Source organism: Pseudomonas sp. HS-18, assembly GCF_020401845.1.
Taxonomy (GTDB): Bacteria; Pseudomonadota; Gammaproteobacteria; order Pseudomonadales; family Pseudomonadaceae; genus Pseudomonas; species Pseudomonas nitroreducens.
This window is the reverse complement of the sequence record NZ_CP084413.1, coordinates 3,539,853-3,564,053: the sequence shown is the minus strand read 5'-3', so window position 1 is coordinate 3,564,053 and position 24,201 is coordinate 3,539,853. Positions and strand designations below refer to the sequence as shown.

The 24,201-nt window shown below is 65.5% G+C and carries 24 protein-coding genes; 9 read left to right on the top strand and 15 right to left on the bottom strand.

What is annotated here, in order from left to right:
* Positions 1-143: 143 nt before the first annotated feature.
* From paaE to paaF, 12 genes are all read right to left on the bottom strand, one after another.
* Positions 144-1,220 (bottom strand): 1,2-phenylacetyl-CoA epoxidase subunit PaaE, encoded by a 1,077-nt coding sequence (gene paaE / locus LDJ84_RS16620; RefSeq protein WP_037010545.1) that lies wholly within the window; start codon positions 1,218-1,220, stop codon positions 144-146.
* Positions 1,221-1,387: 167 nt separating this feature from the next.
* A complete protein-coding gene (gene paaD, locus LDJ84_RS16615; protein ID WP_226045069.1) occupies positions 1,388-1,921 on the bottom strand; it encodes a 1,2-phenylacetyl-CoA epoxidase subunit PaaD in 534 nt (177 codons plus the stop codon).
* Positions 1,908-2,669 carry a 1,2-phenylacetyl-CoA epoxidase subunit PaaC gene (paaC, locus tag LDJ84_RS16610; protein ID WP_065085225.1) on the bottom strand — a complete coding sequence of 254 codons (762 nt, stop codon included), beginning with the start codon at positions 2,667-2,669 and terminating at the stop codon, positions 1,908-1,910. The genes paaD and paaC overlap by 14 nt, the downstream gene beginning before the upstream one ends.
* 11 nt (positions 2,670-2,680) lie before the next feature.
* Entirely contained in the window at positions 2,681-2,962 is a 282-nt protein-coding gene (gene paaB / locus LDJ84_RS16605; protein WP_024764426.1) for a 1,2-phenylacetyl-CoA epoxidase subunit PaaB, read from the bottom strand.
* Positions 2,963-2,982: 20 nt separating this feature from the next.
* Positions 2,983-3,975: a 1,2-phenylacetyl-CoA epoxidase subunit PaaA gene (gene paaA / locus LDJ84_RS16600; protein WP_024764427.1), complete on the bottom strand. Its 993-nt coding sequence runs from the start codon at positions 3,973-3,975 to the stop codon at positions 2,983-2,985.
* A 453-nt stretch (positions 3,976-4,428) separates the two neighbouring features.
* A complete protein-coding gene (locus LDJ84_RS16595) occupies positions 4,429-4,782 on the bottom strand; it encodes a DUF1428 domain-containing protein (protein WP_226045068.1) in 354 nt (117 codons plus the stop codon).
* Positions 4,783-5,128: 346 nt separating this feature from the next.
* A complete protein-coding gene (paaK, locus tag LDJ84_RS16590; protein WP_226045067.1) occupies positions 5,129-6,448 on the bottom strand; it encodes a phenylacetate--CoA ligase PaaK in 1,320 nt (439 codons plus the stop codon).
* A 173-nt stretch (positions 6,449-6,621) separates the two neighbouring features.
* Positions 6,622-7,836: a 3-oxoadipyl-CoA thiolase gene (gene pcaF, locus LDJ84_RS16585; RefSeq protein ID WP_024764430.1), complete on the bottom strand. Its 1,215-nt coding sequence runs from the start codon at positions 7,834-7,836 to the stop codon at positions 6,622-6,624.
* Positions 7,833-8,273, bottom strand: coding sequence for a hydroxyphenylacetyl-CoA thioesterase PaaI (gene paaI, locus LDJ84_RS16580; RefSeq protein WP_024764431.1), 441 nt, complete (start codon positions 8,271-8,273; stop codon positions 7,833-7,835). The genes pcaF and paaI overlap by 4 nt, the downstream gene beginning before the upstream one ends.
* Positions 8,266-9,783, bottom strand: a complete 1,518-nt coding sequence (gene paaH / locus LDJ84_RS16575) for a 3-hydroxyacyl-CoA dehydrogenase PaaH (protein ID WP_024764432.1) — start codon at positions 9,781-9,783, stop codon at positions 8,266-8,268. Before paaH ends, paaI begins: the two co-directional genes overlap by 8 nt.
* Positions 9,784-9,786: 3 nt before the next feature.
* Entirely contained in the window at positions 9,787-10,578 is a 792-nt protein-coding gene (gene paaG, locus LDJ84_RS16570) for a 2-(1,2-epoxy-1,2-dihydrophenyl)acetyl-CoA isomerase PaaG (protein WP_024764433.1), read from the bottom strand.
* Between the two features lie 41 nt (positions 10,579-10,619).
* Positions 10,620-11,393: a 2,3-dehydroadipyl-CoA hydratase PaaF gene (paaF, locus tag LDJ84_RS16565; protein ID WP_226045066.1), complete on the bottom strand. Its 774-nt coding sequence runs from the start codon at positions 11,391-11,393 to the stop codon at positions 10,620-10,622.
* A 365-nt stretch (positions 11,394-11,758) separates the two neighbouring features.
* Here paaF and paaY point away from each other — a divergent pair, with 365 nt between their 5' ends.
* The 5 genes from paaY (at position 11,759) to LDJ84_RS16540 (ending at position 16,659) form a co-directional block, all read left to right on the top strand.
* On the top strand, positions 11,759-12,364 hold the full coding sequence (paaY, locus tag LDJ84_RS16560; RefSeq protein WP_024764435.1) for a phenylacetic acid degradation protein PaaY: 606 nt from the start codon (positions 11,759-11,761) through the stop codon (positions 12,362-12,364).
* Positions 12,365-12,441: 77 nt separating this feature from the next.
* Positions 12,442-13,365 (top strand): phenylacetic acid degradation operon negative regulatory protein PaaX, encoded by a 924-nt coding sequence (gene paaX, locus LDJ84_RS16555; RefSeq protein ID WP_024764436.1) that lies wholly within the window; start codon positions 12,442-12,444, stop codon positions 13,363-13,365.
* A 164-nt stretch (positions 13,366-13,529) separates the two neighbouring features.
* A complete protein-coding gene (gene feaR / locus LDJ84_RS16550) occupies positions 13,530-14,447 on the top strand; it encodes a transcriptional regulator FeaR (RefSeq protein ID WP_024764437.1) in 918 nt (305 codons plus the stop codon).
* A gap of 300 nt (positions 14,448-14,747) precedes the next feature.
* Positions 14,748-15,152: a c-type cytochrome gene (locus LDJ84_RS16545; RefSeq protein WP_024764438.1), complete on the top strand. Its 405-nt coding sequence runs from the start codon at positions 14,748-14,750 to the stop codon at positions 15,150-15,152.
* A 16-nt stretch (positions 15,153-15,168) separates the two neighbouring features.
* Complete coding sequence (locus LDJ84_RS16540; RefSeq protein ID WP_084359277.1) at positions 15,169-16,659, top strand: aldehyde dehydrogenase family protein; 1,491 nt, start codon at positions 15,169-15,171, stop codon at positions 16,657-16,659.
* Positions 16,660-16,940: 281 nt separating this feature from the next.
* On the opposite strand, the gene fahA is transcribed toward LDJ84_RS16540, so the two are convergent.
* Both fahA and hmgA read right to left on the bottom strand, forming a co-directional pair.
* Positions 16,941-18,245, bottom strand: coding sequence for a fumarylacetoacetase (fahA, locus tag LDJ84_RS16535; protein WP_024764440.1), 1,305 nt, complete (start codon positions 18,243-18,245; stop codon positions 16,941-16,943).
* A gap of 1 nt (position 18,246) precedes the next feature.
* Positions 18,247-19,539 (bottom strand): homogentisate 1,2-dioxygenase, encoded by a 1,293-nt coding sequence (gene hmgA / locus LDJ84_RS16530; protein WP_024764441.1) that lies wholly within the window; start codon positions 19,537-19,539, stop codon positions 18,247-18,249.
* A gap of 99 nt (positions 19,540-19,638) precedes the next feature.
* Between hmgA and LDJ84_RS16525 the strand changes: the two genes are divergently transcribed.
* Positions 19,639-20,370: an IclR family transcriptional regulator gene (locus tag LDJ84_RS16525; protein WP_193452619.1), complete on the top strand. Its 732-nt coding sequence runs from the start codon at positions 19,639-19,641 to the stop codon at positions 20,368-20,370.
* 144 nt (positions 20,371-20,514) lie between these two features.
* Here the strand turns inward: LDJ84_RS16525 and LDJ84_RS16520 are convergent, their stop codons facing one another.
* A complete protein-coding gene (locus tag LDJ84_RS16520; RefSeq protein WP_024764443.1) occupies positions 20,515-21,417 on the bottom strand; it encodes a LysR family transcriptional regulator in 903 nt (300 codons plus the stop codon).
* Between the two features lie 122 nt (positions 21,418-21,539).
* Between LDJ84_RS16520 and LDJ84_RS16515 the strand changes: the two genes are divergently transcribed.
* The 3 genes from LDJ84_RS16515 (at position 21,540) to LDJ84_RS16505 (ending at position 24,200) form a co-directional block, all read left to right on the top strand.
* Positions 21,540-22,238 carry a CoA transferase subunit A gene (locus LDJ84_RS16515; protein ID WP_024764444.1) on the top strand — a complete coding sequence of 233 codons (699 nt, stop codon included), beginning with the start codon at positions 21,540-21,542 and terminating at the stop codon, positions 22,236-22,238.
* 26 nt (positions 22,239-22,264) lie between these two features.
* A complete protein-coding gene (locus tag LDJ84_RS16510) occupies positions 22,265-22,921 on the top strand; it encodes a CoA transferase subunit B (protein ID WP_065085236.1) in 657 nt (218 codons plus the stop codon).
* 97 nt (positions 22,922-23,018) lie between these two features.
* Complete coding sequence (locus LDJ84_RS16505; protein ID WP_226045065.1) at positions 23,019-24,200, top strand: acetyl-CoA C-acetyltransferase; 1,182 nt, start codon at positions 23,019-23,021, stop codon at positions 24,198-24,200.
* Position 24,201 lies beyond the last annotated feature (1 nt).

The window sequence follows — 24,201 nt, the reverse complement described above, 5'->3', positions numbered from 1 at the left end:
CTGCTGCCGGTGACCGCCGCGCCGGGTGGGCGTCGGCGGCGCATTCTTCATTGGCGGGACGATGCCGCCGGATTGGGTTCGCCAGGGGCCTTGTGGGCGCTGGCGGTGGAGCTGAATTCTTTCTGCAGGAGCGCAGGGCCAGATCAGAGCTGGTCGAAATCGAGCACGACGTTGTCGCTGATCGGGTACGCCTGGCAGCTCAGTACGTAGCCCGCTGCCACTTCGTAGTCCTCCAGCGCGAAGTTGCTGTCCATTTCCACCTCGCCGGAAACCACCTTGCACTTGCAGGTCGAGCACACGCCGGCCTTGCACGAGTACGGCAGTTCGGCGCCCTGGGCGTTGCCGGCGTCGAGCACGCTGACGCTGTTGCGGGCCAGCTCGAAGGACAGCTCGCGGCCGTCGCTGATCACGGTGATCTGGCTCTTCGCGCTGTCGACGGCAGCGGCAGCCTGGCGGGCTTCGCGCTTGCTCTCGCTGCCGGCGGCGGCGAACAGCTCGAAATGGATGCGCTCGGCCGGCATGCCGTTGCCCTTGAGCTGGTCGCGCACGGTCTCGGTCATCGCCTGCGGGCCGCAGATGAAGGCAGCGTCCAGGCTCTTCACGTCGAGCCAGCGGCTGAACAGTTGGCCACACTTGTCGGCGTCGATGCGGCCGTTGTACAGGTCGACGTCCTGCTGCTCGCGGCTGAACACGAAAATCAGGTTGAGGCGCTGCAGGTAGCGGTTCTTCAGGTCTTCGAGCTGCTCGCGGAACATCGCGGCGTTGCTGGAGCGGTTGCCGTAGAGCAGGGTGACGCGGCTGTGCGGCTCGGTTTCCAGGGTGGTCTTGACGATCGACAGGATCGGCGTGATGCCGCTGCCGGCGGCGACCGCCAGGTAGTTGCCGTGGCGCGCCGGGTCCAGTTCGACATTGAAGTGGCCGGCTGGCGGCATGACGTCCAGGCTGGCGCCGACCTTCAGCGTCTCGTTGGCGTAGGCGGAGAAGCGCCCGCCCGGCACGCGCTTGATCGCCACGCGCAGCTCGCCGTCATTCACGCCGCTGCAGATGGAGTAGGAGCGGCGCACTTCCTCGCCGTCGAGCTGGGTGCGCATCACCAGGTGCTGGCCATGCTGGAAGCGGAAGCTGTCGGCCAGCTCCGCCGGGACGTCGAAGGCGATGGACACGGCATCGCGGGTTTCCGCGCGCACTTCCTTGATTTTCAGGCTGTGGAATTTGCTCATTGTTGTTCTCCTGCGGTTCTACCGCGCGGAGGGCGACTACAAACGTCGCGAGCGAAGGTCAGGCGAGGCGGAAGCGGCTTCGGAAGCGGGGTTCACATCTGTGAATGAGCAATTCGAAGTCGTTTTCAGCGACGCGTGGCTTAGCGCAGCGGTTTGTCTTCGTCCTCCTAGATGCACTTGAAGTAATCGAAGGGTTCGCGGCAGTCGATGCAGCGGTACAGCGCCTTGCAGGCGGTGGAGCCGAACTGGCTGAGCTGCTCGGTGTGCAGGCTGCCGCACTGCGGGCAGCGCACTTCCGGGGTCTCGCCAAGCAGGCTGCGCTTGCTGGTGCTGCCGGCCGGCGGGGCGATGCCGTATTCGCGTAGGGCCTGGCGGCCGCTGTCGCTGATCCAGTCGGTGGTCCAGGCCGGGCTCAGGCGGCGCTCCAGTTGCGGCGCGGCGAAGCCGGCGTGCTCCAGGGCGTGCTGGATGTCCTGCTCGATGACTTCGGTGGCCGGGCAGCCGGAGTAGGTCGGGGTGACCACCACGTGCAGGTGCCCGTCCTGCCAGTCGAGCCCGCGCACGATGCCCAGCTCGACCACGCTGACCACCGGCACTTCCGGGTCCATCACCGCGCCGAGTACGTTCCAGGCGCGGCTGAGGTCATCAGCCGTGCCGGCGCGCGCGCCGCGATCGCTGGTAATCAGCTCACCAGGTTGCATCGGGGTAGGCCCGCTGGAGGAACTGCATCTCGGCCAGGAGAATGCCCAGGTGCTCGGTGTGCAGGCCACGGCGGCCGCTGAGGTAGAAGTTCACCGCAGGCTCCGGCAGCGGCAGGGTCGCGGCGGCGAAGATGTCGGCGACCTTGGACTTCCAGGCATTGGCCAGCTCGGTCGGGTTCGGTGCGATCCCGGCTTCGAACAGGCGCTGCTCTACTTCGTCCGCGTTGCACAGCTCGACGGTGAAGCGCCATACCTGCGGGATCGCCGCGAGCATGCGCGCATGGCTTTCCTCGGTGCCGTCGCCCAGACGCTGCATCCACTCGGAGGAACGGCGCAGGTGGTAGGTGACTTCCTTCAGGCCCTTGGCAGCGATGGCGGCGATACGCTCGTCGCTGGAGCTGCTCAGGGCGTGCAGCACATGGAAGTGCCAGGCGTCATAGAGGAACTGCTTGGCGATGGTCACGGCGAAGTCGCCGTTGGGCTGCTCGACCAGCAGGAGGTTGCGGAAGGCGCGCTCGTCGCGGCGGAAGGCCAGGTGGTCGGCGTCGCGGCCGTCGTCCAGCAGTTCCACGGCGTACTCGTACCAGTTGCGCGCCTGGCCCACCAGGTCGAGGCCGACATTCATCAGCGCCAGCTCTTCTTCCAGGGCCGGGGCGTGGCCGCACCATTCGCACAGGCGCTGGCCCTGGATCAGGGCGCTGTCGGCGAGGCGCAGCAGGTATTCGATCTTGTCAGAATTCGGGTTCATCGCACGCGATCTCACATGTGGCCGACTTCGGGCGGCAGCTCGTAGAAGCTGGCGTGGCGGTAGACCTTGTCCTGCGCCGGGTCGAACAGCGGGTCCTTCTCGTCGGGGGAGGAGGCGGTGATCAGCGCGGAGGGCACGACCCACAGGCTCACGCCTTCGTTGCGGCGGGTGTACAGCTCGCGGGCGTTCTCGATGGCCATGGCGGCGTCGGCGGCATGGACGCTGCCAACGTGCTTGTGGTTCAGGCCGTGTTTGCTACGCACGAATACTTCGAACAAAGTCCACTCGGACATGACTTTTCTCTCCTCGCGGCTCAGGCGGCGTCTTTCTTCTGTTGTTGTTTGCGGGCGTAGGCGACCGCGGCTTCGCGGACCCAGGCGCCGTCTTCGATGGCTTTGCGGCGGGTGGCGACGCGCTCGGTGTTGCACGGGCCGTTGCCCTTGAGCACTTCGTAGAATTCTTCCCACTGGATGTCGCCGAAGTCGTAGTGGCCGCGCTCCTCGTTCCACTTCAGGTCCGGGTCCGGCGCGGTGCAGCCGAGCAGTTCGAGTTGCGGCACGGTCTGGTCGACGAAGCGCTGGCGCAACTCGTCGTTGCTCTGCCGCTTGATCTTCCAGGCCATGGACTGGGCGCTGTTGGGGGAGTCGGCGTCGCTGGGGCCGAACATCATCAGCGCCGGCCACCAGAGGCGGTTGATGGCGTCCTGAACCATGTCCTTCTGTGCCTGGTTGCCGTGGCGCATCATGGTCAGGAGGATTTCGTAGCCCTGGCGCTGGTGGAAGCTCTCTTCCTTGCAGATGCGGATCATCGCGCGCGAGTAGGGGCCGTAGGAGGTGCGCTGCAGCACCACCTGGTTGACGATCGCCGCACCATCCACCAGCCAACCCACCGCGCCCATGTCGGCCCAGTTCAGCGTCGGGTAGTTGAAGATGCTCGAATACTTTGCCTTGCCCGAATGCAGCTTGGCGATCTCGGTATCACGGTCGGCGCCCAGGGTTTCCATGGCGCTGTAGAGGTACAGGCCGTGGCCGGCTTCGTCCTGGATCTTCGCCATCAGCTGCAGCTTGCGCTTCAAGGTCGGTGCGCGGGTCACCCAGTTGCCCTCGGGCAGCATGCCGACGATCTCGGAGTGGGCGTGCTGGGAAATCTGCCGGATCAGCGTCTGGCGGTAGGCGTCGGGCATCCAGTTCTTTGCCTCGATCTTGATCTCGGCATCGATCTTTTCCTGGAAGGCGCGTTCTTCCGGCGACATCTCGTCCAGCGCCTTGATGCGCTTCACGCCGGTCTCAACCAGTTGTGCGTACATGCTGTGTCTCCAGCCTTTTGTCTTGTTCGTGGGACGGCCTTGGCCATGGCTGTAGTTTTAAATGATACAGAAATGAATGTCTAACACTAAATGATGTGTCGTAAATGGATTGTGTATCGCTTTGGCGGTCTTTTGGGAGCAGGCTGGCGCGCAAAGGGGCGCAATTCACCGAGCTAATTCGGTAAAAAGTGAGAATTGTGCAGGGATTTATCGGAATTCTGCGGCGTATTTGCCTGGGCGTGAAAAGCGCCTGCCATTCACCGGAAAGATGACAAAGTGATACGCAAATGTATTTTTATGAATGAATAATATGTGGTGGTTCGGAGGGGTCGTAGGAGCGAGCTTGCTCGCGAACCATGCTTGCCGATGACCAGGCGTCGAGCGGTTCGCGAGCAAGAACTAGGCGTCCCCCTCGGTCCTGCAATGAGCAGCGCGTGTGGGGAGAGGCAGGCGTCAGGCCTGGACGATCACCTGGAAGCCGCCAAAGATCATGCGTTGCCCGTCGAAGGGCATGTCGTTGAAGTCGGTTTTCATGCGGGCGTCCTCCATGAACTTCTTCATGCCTTCGTCCCGCGCCTGCTTGCTCGGCCAGGTGATCCAGGAGAACACCACGGTTTCGTCCTCCTTGCGTTTCACGGCCATGGGGAAGGAGGTCACCTTGCCCTCGGGCACGTCGTCGCCCCAGCACTCGACGACGCTCAGTGCACCATGCTCCTTGAACAGCGCCGCCGCCTTGCGCGCCACTTCGATGTAGCGTTCCCGGCTGGCGGTGGGTACGGGTACGAGGAAGCCATCGACATAATTCATCGTTCATCTCCTGCGAGTGGGCGGACGGCCGGATGCCGCCTGCCTTTGAGGAATAGTCGAAGGGCAGTGTGAAGGATCGACAGGCAGGGAGGGCGGGGCGACGGATGGTTGTCGTGTTGCGGGAGCGATGGGCGCTGGGCGTTCCCTCACCCTAACCCTCTCCCAGAGGGAGAGGGGACCGTTCGGCGTGAGGAGGAATGCCGAGCCAACCGGCAGTTGCGAACTGCTCCCTCTCCCCTTGGGAGAGGGCTGGGGTGAGGGGTGATTGCGCGGGCCGAGGTTCTAAATCACTCCTTCGGAAGATAAAAAGCCCCGCCGAAGCGGGGCCTTCAGTCACGCCGGCGAATCAGCCCTTGGGCCGATTGTCATACACGTGGCAGGCCTTGCCTTCCGAACGCTTGAGGCTGTGGCTCGGCTGCACCAGCACGCGGGCGCTGACGCCGATGTGGGTCTTGATCTGCTTGCCCAGTTCGCTGCCGATGGCCTTCTGTTCGTCCGCCGACAGGTTCTGCTGGTCGTGGCGCAGTTCGACGTGGACGTCGATGCAGTCGAGGTTGCCATTGCGGTGCAGGTGGATCTCGTAGCACTCGGTGAGCTGCTTGATCTTCAGCACCTGTTCCTCGACCTGGGTCGGGAAGACGTTGACGCCACGGATGATCAGCATGTCGTCGCTGCGCCCGGTGATCTTGTCGATGCGCCGCATCGGCCGCGCGGTGCCTGGCAGCAGGCGGGTCAGGTCGCGGGTGCGGTAGCGGATCATCGGCAGCGCTTCCTTCGACAGCGAGGTGAACACCAGCTCGCCGTACTGGCCGTCCGGCAACACGGCGCCGGTCGCCGGGTCGATGATCTCGGGGTAGAAGTGATCTTCCCAGACGGTCGGGCCGTCCTTGGTCTCGGCACACTCCATGGCCACGCCCGGGCCCATGATTTCCGAAAGGCCGTAGATGTCCAGGGCGGTGATGCCCATGCGTTCTTCCACGGCGCGGCGCAGTTCGGCGGTCCACGGCTCGGCGCCGAAGATGCCCAGGCGCAGCTTGAGGCTGTGCGGGTCGACGCCCTGGCGCTCGATCTCGTCGGCGATGTTGAGCATGTAGGACGGGGTGACCATGATGATGTCCGGCTGGAAATCGCGGATCAGCTGGACCTGCTTCTCGGTCTGGCCGCCGGACATCGGGATCACGGTGCAGCCCAGGCGCTCGGCGCCGTAGTGCGCACCCAGGCCGCCGGTGAACAGGCCGTAGCCGTAGGACACATGCACCTTGTCACCCTTGCGGCCGCCGGCGGCGCGGATGGAACGCGCGACCACGTTGGCCCAGGTGTCGATGTCGTTCTGCGTGTAGCCGACCACCGTGGGTTTGCCGGTGGTGCCGCTGGAGGCGTGCAGGCGCACGATCTCGTTCTGCGGCACGGCGAACATGCCGTAGGGGTAGTTGTCGCGCAGGTCGTTCTTGCCGGTGAAGGGGAACCTGGCGAGATCGTCCAAGGAGGTCAGGTCGTCCGGGTGTACACCAGCCTCGGCGAAGCGCTTCTGGTACAGCGGGACGTTGTCGTGGGCGTGCTTGAGGCTCCAGCGCAGGCGCTCCAGCTGGTGCTGGCGCAGCTCGTCGACACTGGCGGTCTCCATCGGGTCAAGCAGGGCACGTTCGGCATCATGGTACATGTTCATGGGTTCACTCGATTTGTTCTTGTACGCCAGCCCGTAAGCGGGCTGCGAGTGTCATGGGAGCAGCATAACGCCCCCGTTCGCGGAAGGATTCGAACCCCTGCCAGAGACGTTGCTCTGTCTGCCAGCCGGCGCACTTGGCGACTGGCGGTGCGGGGGGCGAAGCTCCCTGTGGATCAGATTCTTTCGATGATCAGGGCAATGCCCTGGCCGACGCCGATGCACATGGTGCACAGGGCGTAGCGGCCGCCGCGTTCCTCCAGCTCATGCAGGGCGGTGGTCACCAGGCGCGCACCGCTCATGCCCAGCGGGTGGCCGAGGGCGATGGCGCCGCCGTTGGGGTTCACCCGCGCGTCGTCGTCTGCCAGGCCCAGCTCGCGCAGCACGGCTAGGCCCTGGGCGGCGAAGGCTTCGTTGAGTTCGATCACGTCCATGTCGTTCAGCGCCAGGCCGGCCAGCTCCAGCACCTTGCGGGTCGCCGGCACCGGGCCGATACCCATGATCCGCGGCTCGACGCCGGTGGTGGCCATGGCGACCACGCGGGCGCGGGCCTTCAGGCCGTGACGCGCGGCGGCGGCCGGGGAGGCCATCAGCAACGCACAGGCACCGTCGTTGACGCCCGAGGCGTTGCCGGCAGTGACGCTGCCGTCTTCGCGGAACGGTGTGCCAAGCTTGGCCAGCTGCTCCAGGGTAGTGTCGCCGCGCGGGTGTTCGTCCTGCTCGACCACCTTGGCCGGGCCTTTGCGCTGGGGAATCTCCACCGGGACGATTTCCTTCGCCAGACGGCCATTGGCCTGGGCGGCGGCGGCCTTGTGCTGGCTGCGCAGGGCGAAGGCATCCTGGTCTTCGCGGCTGATGTTGAACTGCTCGGCGACGTTCTCCGCCGTCTCGGGCATGGAGTCGATACCGAACTGCTTTTTCATCAATTTGTTGACGAAGCGCCAGCCGATGGTGGTGTCAAAGATTTCCGCAGTGCGGCCAAAGGCCTGCTCGGACTTGCCCATCACGAACGGCGCGCGGGACATGGATTCCACGCCGCCGGCCAGCATCAGGCTGGCCTCGCCGCAACGCAGGGCGCGGGCGGCGCTGCCCACGGCGTCGAGGCCCGAGCCACACAGGCGGTTGAGCGTGGTACCCGGCACGGTGACCGGCAGGCCGGCCAGCAGGGAGGCCATATGGGCGACGTTGCGGTTGTCCTCGCCGGCCTGGTTGGCGCAGCCGAAGATCACGTCGTCGATGGCGCTCCAGTCCAGCTCCGGGTGGCGCTGCATCAGGGCCTTCATCGGGATCGCCGCGAGGTCGTCGGCGCGCACGCCGGACAGGGCGCCGGCGTAGCGGCCAATCGGCGTGCGCACCGCGTCGATGATCAGGGCGTCAGTGAGGTCTGTCATTCGGAGGTCTCCTGCGCCAGCACGGTGCCGCGCACTTTGTAGGATTTGCCGTGGAACAGGGCGATCAGTTGGCCCTGGGAATTCTCGATGCGCACGTCGTAGTTGCCGGTGCGGCCGCTGCGGCTCTGCTCGAAGGCGCTGGCGATCAGCTCGTCGCCTTCACGGGTCGGCGCCACGTAGTCGATGCTGCAGCCGATGGCGACGGTGGCGTCGTTGTAGCTGTTGCAGGCGAAGGCGAAGGCCGAGTCGGCCAGGGCGAACAGGTAGCCGCCGTGGCAGGTGCCGTGGCCCTGGATCATGTCCTCGCGCACGCGCATCGACAGCTTGGCGCTGCCGGGGCCGGCATCCAGCAGCTGGATGCCCATGCGACGGGTGGCCTGGTCGCGCTCGTACATGGCCTCGGCGCAGGCGCGGGCCAGTTGGGTAGCGTCAGTCATGAAAGGTTCTCCCCTCGACATGCAGGCGGCGCAGCAGCAGGGATGGGCGATAGCGGTCCTCGCCGTAGGCGGCCTGCAGGTTGTCGAGTACGCGCAGCACGTTGCCGATGCCGATCTGCCCGGCCCAGGCCAGCGGGCCCTGCGGGTAGTTCACGCCGGCGCGCATGGCGAGGTCGATATCAGCGGCGCTGCCGACGCCTTGCAGCACGGCATCCGCGCCTTCGTTGGCGAGCATCACCACGGTGCGCAGCACGGCGAGGCCAGGCGTGTCACTCAGGCGGCTGGCGGCGATGCCGGCCTTGGCCAGCAGGGCGACGGCCTGGTCGAGGGCTGCGGGCGTGGTGTCCGCCGAGCAGGCAATGCCCAGGCGCGAAGCCTTGGTGTAATCCAGCGCGAGGTCGATTAGCACCAGGTTGCGCAGGCCGTCTTCCTTGGCGCGCTGGCTGGCGAGGCGGCCATCGGACAGGGCGATCACCGCATCGCCGACGTGCAGCAGGCCATTGCCGGCGCGTTGGGTGACTTCGATGCCGGCGTCTTTCAGGCGTTGCACCAGCGGCTGGGCGACGCCCAGGTCGCCTTCCAGCACGCAGGCGCTGACGGCAGCGGTACTGCTCAGGCTGGCGGGCTGCGGGCGCTCGGCGCCTTCGGCGTAGTCGTAGAAGCCGCGGCCGCTCTTGCGGCCGAGGCGGCCGGCATCCACCAGTTCCTTCTGGATCAGCGAGGGTTGGAAGCGGAAGTCGCCGTAGTAGGCGGCGAATACCGAGCAGGTGACGGCGTAGTTGACGTCGTGGCCGATCAGGTCGGTCAGCTCGAAGGCGCCCATGCGGAAGCCGCCGGCGTCGCGCATCAGCGCATCCAGCGTGGCGCAGTCGGCGGCGCCTTCCTGCAGCAGGCGCAGGCTTTCGGCGTAGAAGGGGCGCGCCACGCGGTTGACGATAAAGCCGGGGGTCGACCTGGTGTGAACCGGTTTCTTGCCCCAGGCCAGCGAGGTGGCGTACAGGCTGTCGGCCAGCGCCGGGTCGGTGGCGAGGCCGGAGACGACTTCCACCAGCGCCATCAGCGGTGCCGGGTTGAAGAAGTGCATGCCGACCACCTGCTGCGGGCGTTTGAGGCCGGCGGCGAGGCTGGTGATGGACAGCGACGAGGTGTTGCTGGCGAGGATGCAGTCTTCTGCGCACAGGGCTTCCAGCTGCTGGAACAGGCTGCGCTTGACCTCCAGGTTCTCGACGATGGCCTCGATCACCAGCTTCGAATCGGCCAGCGCGTCGATGGCTTCCACCGGTTGCAGGCGGGCGACGATGGCGCTGCGAGCTTCGGCGTCAAGCTTGCCTTTTTCCACCAGCCGGCCGAGCTGGCGGTCAATGCCGTCGATGGCCTGGGCGGCGGCGCCGGGGCGGTTGTCGTAGAGCTTCACCAGATGGCCGGCCTGGGCGGCGACCTGAGCGATACCCGCGCCCATGGCGCCGGCGCCGATCACCGCGACTTTTGTGTCTTTCGAAAGTGCGCTCATCGATCAGCGGCCCTTGAAGCTGGGGGTGCGTTTTTCCATGAAGGCGGCCACGCCCTCGCGGTAGTCCTCGCTGCGGCCGGCCAGGCGCTGCAGGTCGCGCTCCAGCTCCAACTGCTCGTCGAAGCTGTTGGTCAGGCTGGCGTTGAGGCTGCGCTTGATCAGCGCCAGGCCGTAGGTCGGCTGGGTGGCCAGATGACGGGCGAGCTTGAGGGCTTCCTCACGCAGGTTGGCGTCATCCACCACCTGGTAGATCAGGCCCCACTGCTCGGCCTGCTCGGCGGTGAGGCGATTGCCCAGCAGCGCGAGCGCCTTGGCGCGGGCCATGCCGACCAGGCGCGGTAGGGTCCAGGTACCGCCGGAATCGGGGATCAGGCCGATCTTGCAGAAAGCCTGGATGAAGCTGGCCGAGCGCGCCGCCAGCACCAGGTCGCAGGCCAGCGGAATGTTCGCGCCGGCGCCGGCGGCCACGCCGTTCACCGCGCAGATGACCGGCAGCGGCAGGTCGCGCAAGGTGCGGATCAGCGGGTTGTAGAACTGTTCGATGGACTGGCCGAGATCGGGCACTTCCGCGCCGGGCGCGACGTTGCGGTCGGACAGGTCCTGGCCTGCGCAGAAGCCGCGGCCTTCACCGGTCAACAGCAGCACGCGGGCTTCCGGGCTCTGCCTGACCTGTTTGAGCGCCTCGCGTACCTCGCCATGCATGGCGGCGTTGAAACTGTTGAGCTGCTCGGGGCGGTTCAGGCTGAGGAGGGCGACGCCGTCCTCGATGGAAAACAGGATGTGCTCGAAGTTCATGGGCGGGCTCGCTCCATCAAAAGGCAAAAAAGAGGGGGAGATCAGCGGCCTTCGTAGGCCGGCTTGCGCTTTTCCTGGAAGGCGCGGATGCCCTCAATGCGGTCGGCGGTGCCGGCCAGCAGGGTGAAGGCGTAGCGCTCGAAGCGCAGGCCGGTCGCAAGATCGGTGTCCTGTGCCTTGAGCAGCGCTTCCTTGGCCAGGCGCACGGCCAGTGGCGCCTTGGCGGCGATGCTGCAGGCGATCTGCAGTGCACGTTCGACGGTGAATTCGGGTTGGGTGACTTCGCTGACCAGGCCGGCGCGCTGAGCATGGCGGGCGTCGATGGCTTCACCGGTGAGGACCATCTGCATGGCCAGCGGCTTGCCCACGGCGCGCAGCAGGCGCTGGGTGCCGCCAGCTCCGGGCATGATGCCGAGGTTGATTTCCGGCTGGCCGAAGCGGGCGTCCTCCCCGGCAATCAGGATGTCGGCGTGCATGGCCAGCTCGCAGCCGCCGCCCAGGGCAAAGCCGTTGACGGCGGCGATCAGCGGCTTGGAGAAGCCGGCTATGCGCTGCCAGTAACCGACACGCGGATCGTTGAGGATGCCGACCAGGTCGCGCTCGGCCATCTCCTTGATGTCAGCGCCAGCGGCAAAGGCCTTGCGGCTACCGGTGAGCACCACGGCCCGGGTTTCGCTGTCCTGCTCGGCGGCGTCGAGTTCGGCGGCCAGTTCGCCGAGCAGTTCGGTGTTCAGGGCGTTCAGCGCTTCGGGGCGCTGCAGGGTGATCAGGCGGACGCCCGCTTCAGGCATCTGAACGGCAAGGGTGCGAGGCATGACATCGTCCTCAGGCTGCACGCACGGCTGCATGGCCGGCTGGTATTGGAATTATGGGAGGCAGGCGTTGCCCGACTCCGGCCTTTCCGCAGTATAGGCCTAAAGCGATACAATAAAACAACTATGAAAGTTAAATTGCGTGTCTAAAATGTTTCTGCCGATGCCATCGAATGAATCGGCTCGGTTCTCATGCAAGGTAATGGTTCCAGCGTATTTGCTGGTTTCACAAGGATTTTTAAAGGCCTTCAGCTGGTCGCTGGAAGCGATACGGCAGATTTAGATTGGTTGGTTTGATTTGATGTGATACAAGAAATGCAAAAGAACAAATCGCTTTGCGCAGCGATGCCGTAAAGCTGGAGAGCCCGATGCCTTGCTACAGCCTCGAGGGCGTGCGCCCCGTCGTACACCCGACCGCCTATGTCCATCCCACCGCCGTGCTGATCGGCGACGTTATCGTCGGCCCCGGCTGTTACGTCGGCCCTCTGGCGGCACTGCGCGGTGATTTCGGGCGGATCGTCCTCGAAGAGGGCGCGAACCTTCAGGACACCTGCGTCATGCACGGGTTCCCGGACAGCGACACCGTCGTCGAGCGCAACGGCCACATTGGCCATGGCGCTGTGCTGCACGGCTGCCGCATCGGCGAGGACGCCCTGGTGGGCATGAACGCCGTGGTGATGGATTACGCGCAGATCGGTGCTCGCTCCATCGTTTCAGCCGCCGCCTTCGTCAAGGCCAAGTTCGAGTGCGCTGCGCAAAGCCTGGTGATGGGCGCGCCGGCCAGCGTCAAGCGCAGCCTCAGCGACGAAGAGATCGCCTGGAAGCGCCGTGGCACCGAGGAATACCAGGCCCTGGCCAGGCGCTGTATCGAAAGCCTGGTGGAGTGCCAGCCGCTGGCAGAGATAGAAGAAGAGCGCCCGCGCCTGGGGGATTCCGGTTTCCGGCCGAAGGCAGGGGCAGGGAAGGGCGCATGAGTACTGGGGTTCGCTCCAATGGCCAGGCGGTGCGGCGGGCAGGTATAGTCGCCGCTCCTTCGCCTGCGCAACGTGCCATGACCGCTCTAGCACCGCTGAACCAGCTGATCAATCGCTTCCAGGAACAGACGCCGATCCGCGCCAGTTCGCTGATCATCACCCTGTATGGCGATGCCATCGAACCCCACGGCGGCACCGTCTGGTTGGGCAGCCTGATCAATCTGCTGGAACCGTTCGGCATCAACGAGCGGCTGATCCGCACCTCGATCTTCCGCCTGACCAAGGAAGACTGGCTGACCGCCGAAAAGGTCGGCCGGCGCAGTTACTACAGCCTGACCGGCACCGGCCGGCGGCGGTTCGAAAAGGCTTTCAAGCGCGTCTACAGCTCCAGCCTGCCGGCCTGGGACGGTTCCTGGACCCTGGTGATGCTCTCGCAGATCGCTGCCGACAAGCGCAAGCAGGTCCGCGAGGAACTGGAATGGCAGGGCTTTGGCGCGATTTCTCCGACCGTCATGGCCTGCCCGCGCGCCGACCGCAGCGACGTCATGGCGACTCTGCAGGATCTCGAAGTCGCCGACGATTGCATTGTCTTCGAAACCCGCGCGCAGGACGTGCTGGCGTCCCGTGCCATGCGCCTGCAGGTGCGCGAGAGCTGGAAGATCGACGAGCTCGGCGAGCACTACAGCGAATTCATCCAGCTGTTCCGCCCGCTCTGGCAGGCACTGCGCGAGCAGGACCAGTTGCGCCCGGAAGACTGCTTCCTGGCGCGCACCCTTTTGATCCACGAATACCGCCGGCTGCTACTGCGCGACCCACAACTGCCCGACGAGCTGCTGCCGGGTGATTGGGAAGGCCGCGCCGCGCGACAGCTGTGCCGCAACATCTACCGACTGATCCACGCCAAGGCCGAGGACTGGCTGAACCGCAACCTGGAGACCGCCGACGGCCCGCTGCCGGACGTCGGGGAAAGCTTCTACAAGCGTTTCGGCGGATTGAACTGACAGGAGTTGGCGTGAAAAATGCCTCCCGCTCTGCAACGCTGCGGCTGCAGCGCGGGGACACCGCCGCGAATCCTTCCTGAGAAGGCGAGCGGCGGACGATGACGACAGGCCCATGAGGCTGTCGCTGAATAACAACAAACAATGCGTGTGAGGCTTTGCAGGTCATGAATTCTTCATCGACATTGAGGGATGACGCTTTCGAGGCGTGGCTGGGACAGGTCAACCGGGCGTGCGGTCGTTTCGATGCGCGTACCCTCGGCCCCCAGTTCCATGGACGGTTGCGCGAGTACCAGGGCGGTGCGATCAAGCTTTCCGTGGTCGACATGGCCCAGGTGCACCTCTACCGGACCAGCAAGGAGGTCGGCTCCAGCGCCGGCGGCCACTACTACGCGGTGTTCCAGCTCGAAGGGCGCTCGCGCCTGGAGCAGGGCGACAACCGTGTGGAGCTGTCGCGAGGCGACATCAGCCTGATCGACGCCAGCCGCCCCAGCGACATGACCTACCTGGAGGAATCCCGGCAGCTCTCGCTGATCCTTCCGCGCCAGGTGATCGAGCGCGGCCTGCGCATGTCGGAAGTGACCTGCGCCTCGAAGATCCCCGCCAGCTCGCCGATTGCCGTGCTCGCCAATCGACTGATCGTCGAGACCAGCCAGCAGGAAAGCCTCGGCATGCTGGAAAGCGAAGCGACCCTCGACGCCCTGGTGACGCTGCTGCGCCCGGCGCTGGCCAGCCACGACGCCGAGCAGGACAACCACGAACGCATGTTCCGCAAGGCCACCGTCTTCATCGACCAGCACATCGGCGCCGAAGAGCTCTGCCCCGAGCTGATCGCCCGTGAAGTGGGCATTTCGGTGCGCGGCCTGTACCGCATGTTCGCCAAGAAGGGCCTGGTGGTGGCGCAGTACATCAAGAACCGCCGCCTGGACTTCTGCGCCGAAACCCTGCGCAACGCCCAGTTCGAGCAGAAGCTGTCGGCGCTGGGCTATGCCTGGGGCTTCTCCGATTCGAGCTACTTCTCCACGGCGTTCAAGGGGCGCTTCGGGGTTTCTCCGGGCGAGTATCGCAAGCGTTACGCCAATTGATTCAGCCGGTCGACGGCGATACCCATGCCGTGGGTTAGCACCGTGCCCATGCGGGTTCGCGAGCAAGGACCAGGCGTCCCCCCTCGGTCCTACGAAGAGAGCGACGGTGCTACCTCTGTAGGAGCGAGCTTGCTCGCGAACGCTTTCGCACAATGATCCTCGTCACCTGAGTGCCATCCTGGCACTCCCGCCAACACGTCTGGCACAGAGGAAAAGACTCTCCCGAGCGCCGCTGGCAACAATCAGCTTCGATGACGCGCGCCCTCTCGGCCGCACGCTGTTCTCGAAGGTGATATCCCGATGTCCCGTAACAAGCTCCGATTCGGTGCCCTCGGCCTGCTGCTGGCCGGCGCGCTGCTGCAACCGGTCCTGGCGTTCGCCGGGGGCTGCCCGGCAAACGATGCGCAGAAAGGCGAGACCGTCTTCGCCCGCGACTGCTCGATCTGCCACACCGCCAAGGCCGACGGCCCCGGCATGATGGGCCCCAACCTGCATGGCGTGGTCGGCCGCATGGCCGGTTCGCTCGCCGGCTTCAGCTATTCCCAGGCGATGAAGAGCAAGGGCGCGGCCTGGTCGCGCGACAATCTCGACGCCTTCGTCAGCCAGCCCCAGGCCGCCGTGCCCGGAACCTACATGCCCTTTGCAGGCTTGGCCGACGCGGCCGAGCGGCGGGCGCTCACCTGCTGGCTGAGCCAGCAGCACTGATATTCCAGGAGAGACCATGAACGTCACACAGACTCTGCCCAAGGTCACGGCCTTCCTGCAGCGCAAGCATGGCTGCTTCATCGACGGCGCCTGGGTGGTGCCCGAAGGCGCCCGCACCGACGTGCTGAACCCGGCCACCGGCGAGGCGATCTCCAGCGTTGCCGACATCGACACCGACCTGCTCGACCACGCGGTGAAGTCCGCCCACGCCTCCTACAAGTCCCGCGTCTGGGCCGATTTGCGCCCGGCCGACCGCGAGCGCATTCTGCTGCGCTTCGCTGACCTGGTGGAAGCCAACGGCGAAGAACTGGCCCAGCTGGAAACCCTCAGCCAGGGCAAGTCGATCAATATCGCGCGTATGCTGGATGTGGGCGCCACCGTCGAGTTCATGCGCTACATGGCTGGCTGGGCGACCAAGATCGAAGGCCAGTCGCTGAACGTCTCCATCCCGCTGCCGCCGGGCGCCAAGTTCACCGCCTACACCCGCCGCGAGCCGGTAGGCGTGGTCGCCGGCATCGTGCCGTGGAACTTCCCGCTGATGATCGCTGTGTGGAAGTTGATCCCGGCACTGGCTACCGGTAACAGCGTGGTGATCAAGCCCGCTTCGGAAACTCCTCTGACCGCCTTGCGCCTGGCTGAACTGGCCTTCGAAGCCGGCGTACCGGCCGGCGTGTTCAACCTGGTGACTGGCGATGGCCCGCGTATCGGTGGTGGCCTGGCCAGCCACAAGTTGGTCAATAAGGTGTCCTTCACCGGTTCCACTGCGGTGGGTCGCAGCGTCGGCCTGGCCGCCGTGCAGAACATGACCCGCTTTGCCCTGGAACTGGGCGGCAAGAACCCGATGATCGTGCTGGCCGACGCCAACATCGACAACGCGGTGCAGGGCGCGCTGCTGGGCGGCTTGCTGAACAACGGCCAGGTCTGCGCTGCGGCTTCGCGCTTCTACGTACATCGCTCGCGCTACGACGAGTTCGTCGAGAAGCTGGCCGCTGCCGTCGCCGGCATGAGCCTGGGCGAGGGCATGGATCCATCCGCGCAGATCAACCCGCTGGTATCCGCCAAGCAGCAGCGCAGCGTACTGGAGCACATTGCCCGCGCCGGTGAGCAGGGCGCGCGCATCGTCTGTGGCGGTGAGCGGATCGCTGGCAACGGTTTCTACGTGCAGCCCACCGTGCTGGCGGACGTGACCATGCAGATGGCCGTGGCCCGTGACGAAGTCTTCGGCCCGGTGCTGGCGGTGCTGCCGTTCGATGATGAAGACCAGGCCATCGAGATGGCCAACGACAGCGAATACGGTCTGGGCGCGAGCCTGTGGACGAACGACCTGAGCAAGGCGATGAACCTGGTGCCGCGCATCGAGTCCGGCACCGTGTGGGTCAACGCCCACGTGCTGCTCGACCCGAGCATGCCCTTCGGCGGCGTCAAGCAGTCGGGCATGGGCCGCGAGTTCGGCCGTGCCGTGGTCGAGGCCTATACCGAGATCAAGTCGGTGTGCATCGCGCACTGATTGATAGAGAGAGCAACACCCTCGTTTAGCAGCGGGCCTTCGGGCCCGTTTTTTTTTGCGCGGGATTTGTATCGGACCGGACTTGTAGGAGCGAGCTTGCTCGCGAACCGCCCAGCCGCGGTGACACTGGCTGTTCGCGAGCAAGGACTAGGCGTCCCCCTCGGCCCTACGAAAAGCCTCGCGCGGTGGCGAGTCGTAGGATGGGTGGAGCGCAGAGCGGTATGAGGCGTAGGGCGAATAACGCTGACGCGTTATGCGCCCTACGGTCCGCGGGAATCGCATCAGTGCGCTGGCAGAATCCGTCCGCGGCATTCGCCGAAGCCGATGGTCGCATGCCCCTCGCGGCGGCAGCGGGCGCGCAGGATGATCTCGTCGCCGTCTTCGAGGAAGCGCCGTTCTTCGCCATTGGCCAGCACCACCGGCTGCTTTCCACCAAAGGTCATTTCCAGCAGGCTGCCGAAGCTGTCAGGGGTCTCGCCGGAGAGGGTACCGGAGCCGAACAGGTCGCCCGGTTGCAGGCGGCAGCCATTGACGCTGTGGTGCGCGACCATCTGTGCGACCGTCCAGTACATGTTCAACGTGTTGCTCAGGGCAATGCGCTCGGGAGCCTGGTGTTCGCGGCGCATGCGCGCAGTGTGCAGCAGCACTTCCAGCTCGATATCCAGAGCGCCGTGTTGCTGGTCGCCTTCGTCGTACAGGTACGGCAGCGGCTGCGGGTCGCCTTCCGGGCGGGCCGGCTGGGCCACGCGGAAAGGCTCCAGCGCCTCGGCGGTGACCACCCAGGGCGACACCGTGGTGGCGAAGCTCTTCGACAGGAACGGTCCCAGCGGTTGGTATTCCCAGGCCTGAACGTCACGCGCGGACCAGTCGTTGAGCAGGCAGAAGCCGGCGATGTGGCCGGAGGCCGCATTGATCGGGATCGCCTTGCCCTGGTCGTTGCCCTGGCCGATCCAGATGCCCAGTTCCAGCTCCAGGTCCATGCGTGCGCAGGGGCCGAAGGTCGGTACGTCGACGCCGGCGGGCAGGGTCTGGCCGTTGGGGCGGCGCACCTCGGTGCCGGAGGGCACGACGGTGGACGCGCGACCGTGGTAGCCGATGGGCACGTACTTGTAGTTGGGCAGCAGCGGGTTGTCCGGGCGGAACAGTTTGCCGACGTTCTTCGCGTGGTGGATGCCGACGTAGAAGTCGGTGTAGTCGCCAACCTTGGCCGGCAGGTGCATGCGGCACGCGGCCTGGGGCTTGAGCAGCGCGGCGCCCAAGTGCTCCATGCGCTTCTGTTCGCCGCTACCTTCGCTGAGCAGGTAGATCAGCGCATCGCGCAGGGTACGTCGTGCGGTGCCCCCGAGGGCAAAGAAGGCGTTCAGGCTGTCGCCGCTGGCCACCAGCGCGGCCTGGTGCGCGGCGCCGTGGAAGAGGCCGGTTTCGCAAGCGGTCTTCAGGTCGAAGATGTAGTCGCCGATGGCCACGCCGCCACGGGGCGAGTCACCCGGCGGGCTGAACACGCCCAGCGGCAGGTTCTGCAGGGGAAAATCCGGGTGGCCGTTGGCCGATTCGATCCAGCTTTGTGTGCTGTGGGCGGCGCTCATGTTACTGCTCCTGGGAAGGGTCGAAGGTCTTCTGCATGCCGCTCCAGCAGCTGTCGTAGTCAGGCTGCAGCTGCGGGCAGTCGAGGGCGAAGCGGCTGGGGCGCAGCACGCGGCCGGTCTCGAACATGAAGGCCATGGTCTGGTCGATCTTGTGGGGTTTTAGGTCGGCGGTGATGGCCTGCCGCGTGGTGGCGTTGTCCGGGCCGTGGGCGCTCATGCAGTTGTGCAGCGAGGCGCCGCCGGGGACGAAGCCGTCGGCCTTGGCGTCGTACACGCCCTGGATCAGGCCCATGAACTCGTTCATCAGGTTGCGGTGGAACCACGGCGGGCGGAAGGTGCTCTCGGCCACCATCCAGCGCGGCGGGAAGATCACGAAGTCCATGTTGGCCATGCCATGGGTGTCGCTGGGCGAGGTCAGTACGGTGAAGATGGACGGGTCCGGGTGGTCGTAGCTCACCGTGCCGATGGTGTTGAAGCGGCGCAGGTCGTACTTGTAGGGCACGTTGTTGCCGTGCCAGGCGACGACGTCCAGCGGCGAGTGGTCGAGCTGGGTGGCCCAGAGTTCGCCGAGGAATTTCTGCACCAGTTGCACCGGGCCTTCCACGTCTTCGTAATGCGCCACCGGGGCGAGGAAGTCGCGGGCATTGGCCAGGCCGTTGCTGCCGATGGGACCGAGGTCGGGCAGGCGCAGGGCGGCGCCGTGGTTCTCGGCGATATAGCCGGCGGCCTGGCTGTCGAGCAGTTCGACGCGCAAGCGCATGCCGCGCGGGATCACGGCGATTTCCAGCGGTTCGACCTCCAGCATGCCGAGTTCGGTGACCAGGCGCAGGCGGCCGGCCTGGGGCACGATCAGCAGTTCGCCGTCGGCGTTGAAGAATACCCGGCGCATCGAGATATTGGCGCGGTAGGCATACAGGCTGACGCCACTGCAGGCTTCTGCCTCGGCGTTGGCGGCCATGCATAGCAGGCCGTCGACGAAGTCGGTAGGCTCCTGCGGGATTTCAAAGCTGTTCCAGCGCAGGCGATTGGGCGTGACCGGGCCAAGCGCCGTGCCGGTGATCTGCCGCTCCAGGCGCTCGAAGCGCGGGTGCGCGGCGGACGGGCGGATGCGATACAGCCAGGTGCGCCGGGCTTCGCTGCGCGGGACGGTAAAGGCGGTGCCGGAGAACTGCTCGGCGTAGAGCCCGAACGGTACCTGCTGCGGCGAGTTCATGCCTACGGGCAGTGCACCCGGCAGGGCCTCGCTGGCGAATTCGTTGCCGAACCCGGATTGGTAGGCAGGAGAGGCGGTCATGGTGGTTTTACTCTTTTTATCGTAATTGAATTACGATTAACGTAATTTCGTGTCGACGGGCCGTCAAGCCCGTCCGGGAGTTCCTTTAAGTTGAAGACCATGAACGACGCAGAAGACTCCGTCCCGACGAAGGGCGCGAAGGTGCAGTCCGCCGAGGTCGGCACGCAGATCCTCAAGGCCCTGGCGGACCTCGCGCCGAGTACCTCGCTCAAGCGCCTGGGCGAGTACCTGGACATGCCGGCGGCCAAGGTTCATCGCTACCTGCAGGCATTGATCGCCAGTGGCTTCGCCGAGCAGGATCCCCTGACCAACCATTACGGCCTGGGGCGTGAGGCGCTGTACGTCGGCCTGGCCGCAATCCGCCGGCTGGATGTGGTGAAGGTCGCCAGCCCGGCGCTGGCCGATCTGCGCGACGCGCTGGGGCAGACCTGCTTCCTCGCCATCTGGGGCAGTCACGGGCCCACCGTGGTGCAGGTCGAGCCGGCCCAGGGCATGGTCACGCTGGTCACGCAGGTAGGCTCGGTGTTGCCGCTGCATGGTTCATCCACCGGGCTGGTGTTCGCGGCGTTCAAGGCTGGGCTGGAGGAGGGCGCGGACCAATCAGTGCTGGAGAGCATTCGCAGCGAAGGACTGCATGCGGTCCACGGTTTGCTGATGCCTGGAGTGAACGCGCTGTCGGTGCCGCTGTTCAAGACCGGCCGCGAACTGGCCGGGGTGATTACCGTGGTTGGCTCACAAGCGAGCTTTGCCGCCGAAGTTCACGGTGAGGCGGCGGGGGCGCTGCTGGAAGTGGCACGGGAGATCAGTTTGCGGATGGGGGGAAAGATCTGAGATTCCGCAACCATGGATCTCGCTCACTCTAACCCTCCCTAAAGGGAGAGGGGAACGTTCGGTGCGAGGAGAAATTCTGAGTCAGCCGGCGCTCTCGAAGTGTTCCCTCTGGGAGGGGGAGGGGCTCTTGGGCCCGTGGCGCGATCACTCCCGCTCCATCCCCGCCCAATCTGTCCCGTGCACCAGCACATCGCTCAGCGCCTGCGCGGCGCTGGACAACTGGTGCTCCGCCAGGCAGAACAGGCCAACGCGGCGCTCGATGCGCGGTTCCTCAAGCACCACGCAGCGCGCGCCCAACTCCTCCATCTGCTGCCGGCACAGACGCGGTACGGCGCTGACGCCCAGCCCCTCGGCGACCATCCGGCCCACCGTCACCAACTGGTGGCTTTCGAACGCCACCGGCAGTCGACCGTGCCGTGCCGCCAACTGGTCTTCCAGCAACAAGCGCACGGCTGACGGGCGCTGCAGGGTGATGAAGTGATCTTCCAGCAACTGCTCCCAGGTAATTCGCGCCTCATTCGCCAGCAGTGAATCCGCCGGCAGCACCGCGACGAAACGGTCGGTATAGAAGGGCGTGAAGGTCAGCCCGTCGAGACTGTCCGGTTCCAGTGCGATGCCCAGTTCCACACGGCGGTTGCGGACCATCTCCAGCACCTGCTCGTTGATCACGTCGTGTACCGCCACATTCACCTTCGGGTGGCGATCACGGAAGGTGCGCAGCACGGCAGGCAGCAGGTTGCCGGCGAAGGAGGGCATGGCGGCGATGGAAACCTTGCCCAGTTGCAGGGTGAAGTGCTGGTGCATCAGTTCTTCGGCGTTGTCCCAGTCCGCCAGCAGGCGCCGTGCCACCGGCAGCAACGTCTCGCCTTCGGGTGTCAATGCCACGCTGCGCGTAGTGCGTACCAACAACTGGCCGCCCAGGGATTCCTCCAGGCTCTTGATCGCCAGGCTCAGCGCCGGTTGCGACAGGTGCAGGCGCTCGCAGGCCTGGGCGAAGCTCAAGCTCTGGGCCACGGCGAGGAAGGCGCGCAGTTGCTTTACGGTCATTTATAAATACGCCAAATCAATCGATTGGAAAAACAAACTTAACAAATCAGTCTTTGCCGGTGAAGCTGCATTCGCTCTCTGACCGATGGGTCGGACATTCCAAATAAGAAAGAGGCAGCAACATGGCAGGACTCGACAAGCGTGTAGGCAGTTACGAGGAAGCCCTCGCCGGGCTCACCGACGACATGACGGTACTGGCCGGCGGTTTTGGCCTGTGCGGCATCCCGGAGAACCTCATCGCGCAGATCCGCAAGCTGGGCGTGAAGGGCCTGACTGTGGTCTCCAACAACTGCGGCATCGACGGTTTCGGTCTCGGCGTGCTGCTGGAGGATCGGCAGATCCGCAAGATGATCGCCTCCTACGTTGGCGAAAATGCGTTGTTCGAGCAGCAACTGCTGTCCGGTGAACTGGAGGTCGAGCTGACCCCGCAGGGCACCCTGGCGGAAAAACTCCGTGCCGGCGGCGCCGGCATCCCGGCCTTCTTCACCGCCACCGGCTACGGCACCCCGGTCGCCGATGGCAAGGAAGTGCGCGAGTTCGAGGGCCGCCACTACGTGATGGAACGCGCCATCACCGGTGACTTCGCCATCGTCAAGGGCTGGAAGGCCGACCACTATGGCAACGTCATCTATCGCCACACTGCGCAGAACTTCAATCCCATCGTCGCCACCGCGGGCCGCATCACCGTCGTCGAAGTGGAAGAAATCGTCGAACCGGGCGAACTGGACCCGACCCAGATCCACACCCCCGGCATCTACGTCGACCGCATCATTCAGGGAACCTTCGAAAAGCGTATCGAAAAACGCACCGTGCGTTCCTGAGCCCACCGGACAAGAGAGACAAGAAGATGGCATTGACCCGCGAACAAATGGCTCAGCGCGTGGCGCGCGAGCTGCAGGATGGCTTCTACGTGAACCTGGGCATCGGCATCCCGACCCTGGTCGCCAACTACGTGCCCGAGGGCATGGAAGTGATGCTGCAATCGGAGAACGGCCTGCTCGGCATGGGTGCGTTCCCCACCGAGGACAGCGTCGACGCCGACATGATCAACGCCGGCAAGCAGACCGTGACCGCCGTGAAGGGCGCGTCGATCTTCGACTCCGCGCAATCCTTCGCGATGATCCGTGGCGGCCACGTCGACCTCACCGTGCTGGGCGCTTTCGAGGTGGACGTACAGGGCAACATCGCCTCCTGGATGATTCCCGGCAAGCTGGTGAAAGGCATGGGCGGCGCCATGGACCTGGTGGCCGGCGCGGACAACATCATCGTCACCATGACCCACGCCTCCAAGGACGGTGAATCCAAGCTGCTGGAACGCTGCTCGCTGCCGCTGACCGGCGCCGGCTGCATCCGCAAGGTGCTCACCGATCTGGCCTACCTGGAGATCGAGGACGGCGCCTTCATCCTGCGCGAGACCGCGCCGGGCGTGAGCGTTGCCGAGATCGCCGAGAAGACCGCCGGCCGCCTGATCGTGCCGGACGATGTGAAGGAAATGACCTTCTGAGTTATCCCGCGCTTCCCTCTCCCCAACCCTGGCTACGCGCCCCGCTCCGAAGGGAGAGGGGGGGAGAGGGCAGCCCAAGCCTTCCGGAGAATGATCCATGCAAGACGTAGTGATAGTCGCCGCCACCCGCACCGCCATCGGCGCCTTCCAGGGCAGCCTGGCGAATATTCCCGCCCATGAACTGGGCAGCCTGGTGATCCGCTCGCTGCTCGAACGCAGCGGCGTGAAGCCGGACCAGATCGATGAAGTGATCCTCGGCCAGGTACTCACCGCCGGCGCCGGACAGAACCCCGCGCGCCAGGCGTCCATCGGTGCTGGTCTGCCGGTTGAAGTACCCGCGATGACCATCAACAAGCTCTGCGGTTCGGGCCTGAAATCGCTGTTCCTCGGCGTCCAGGCGATCCGCTGTGGCGATGCCGACGTGGTGATCGCCGGCGGCCAGGAAAGCATGAGCCTGGCGCCCTATGTACTGCCCAAGGCCCGTACCGGCCTGCGCATGGGTCACGCAGAACTGCAGGACACCTTGCTGCGCGATGGCCTGATCGATGCCTTCAACGACTACCACATGGGCATCACCGCCGAGAACCTGGCGGAGAAGTTCGGCATCAGCCGTGAAGCCCAGGACGCCTTCGCCGCGCAGTCCCAGCTCAAGGCCGCCTCGGCCATTGAAGCCGGGCGCTTCAAGGACGAGATCACCCCGGTGCTGATTCCCCAGCGCAAGGGCGAGCCGCTGTCCTTCGACACCGACGAGCAGCCGCGCGCCGGCACCACTGCCGAGTCCCTGGCCAAGCTCAAGCCGGCCTTCAAGAAGGACGGCACCGTCACCGCCGGCAACGCCTCCACCCTCAACGACGGCGCCGCCGCCGTGCTGCTGATGAGCGCCGATCGCGCACGCAGTCTGAACCTGCCGGTTCTGGCGCGTATCCAAGCCTATGCCAGCAGCGGCGTCGACCCGTCGATCATGGGTATCGCCCCGGTGACCGCGACCCGCAGCTGCCTGGAAAAGGCCGGCTGGAGTCTCGACGACGTCGAGCTTATCGAGGCCAACGAAGCTTTCGCTGCGCAGGCCCTGTCGGTCGGCAAGGAGCTGGGCTGGAACGCCGAGAAGGTCAACGTCAACGGCGGCGCCGTCGCCCTTGGCCACCCAATCGGCGCTTCCGGCGCTCGCGTGTTGGTGACCCTGCTCCACGAAATGCTCCGCCGCGATGCGAAGAAGGGCCTGGCGACCCTGTGCATCGGCGGTGGCCAGGGTGTCGCCATGGCCCTCGTCCGGGACTGAG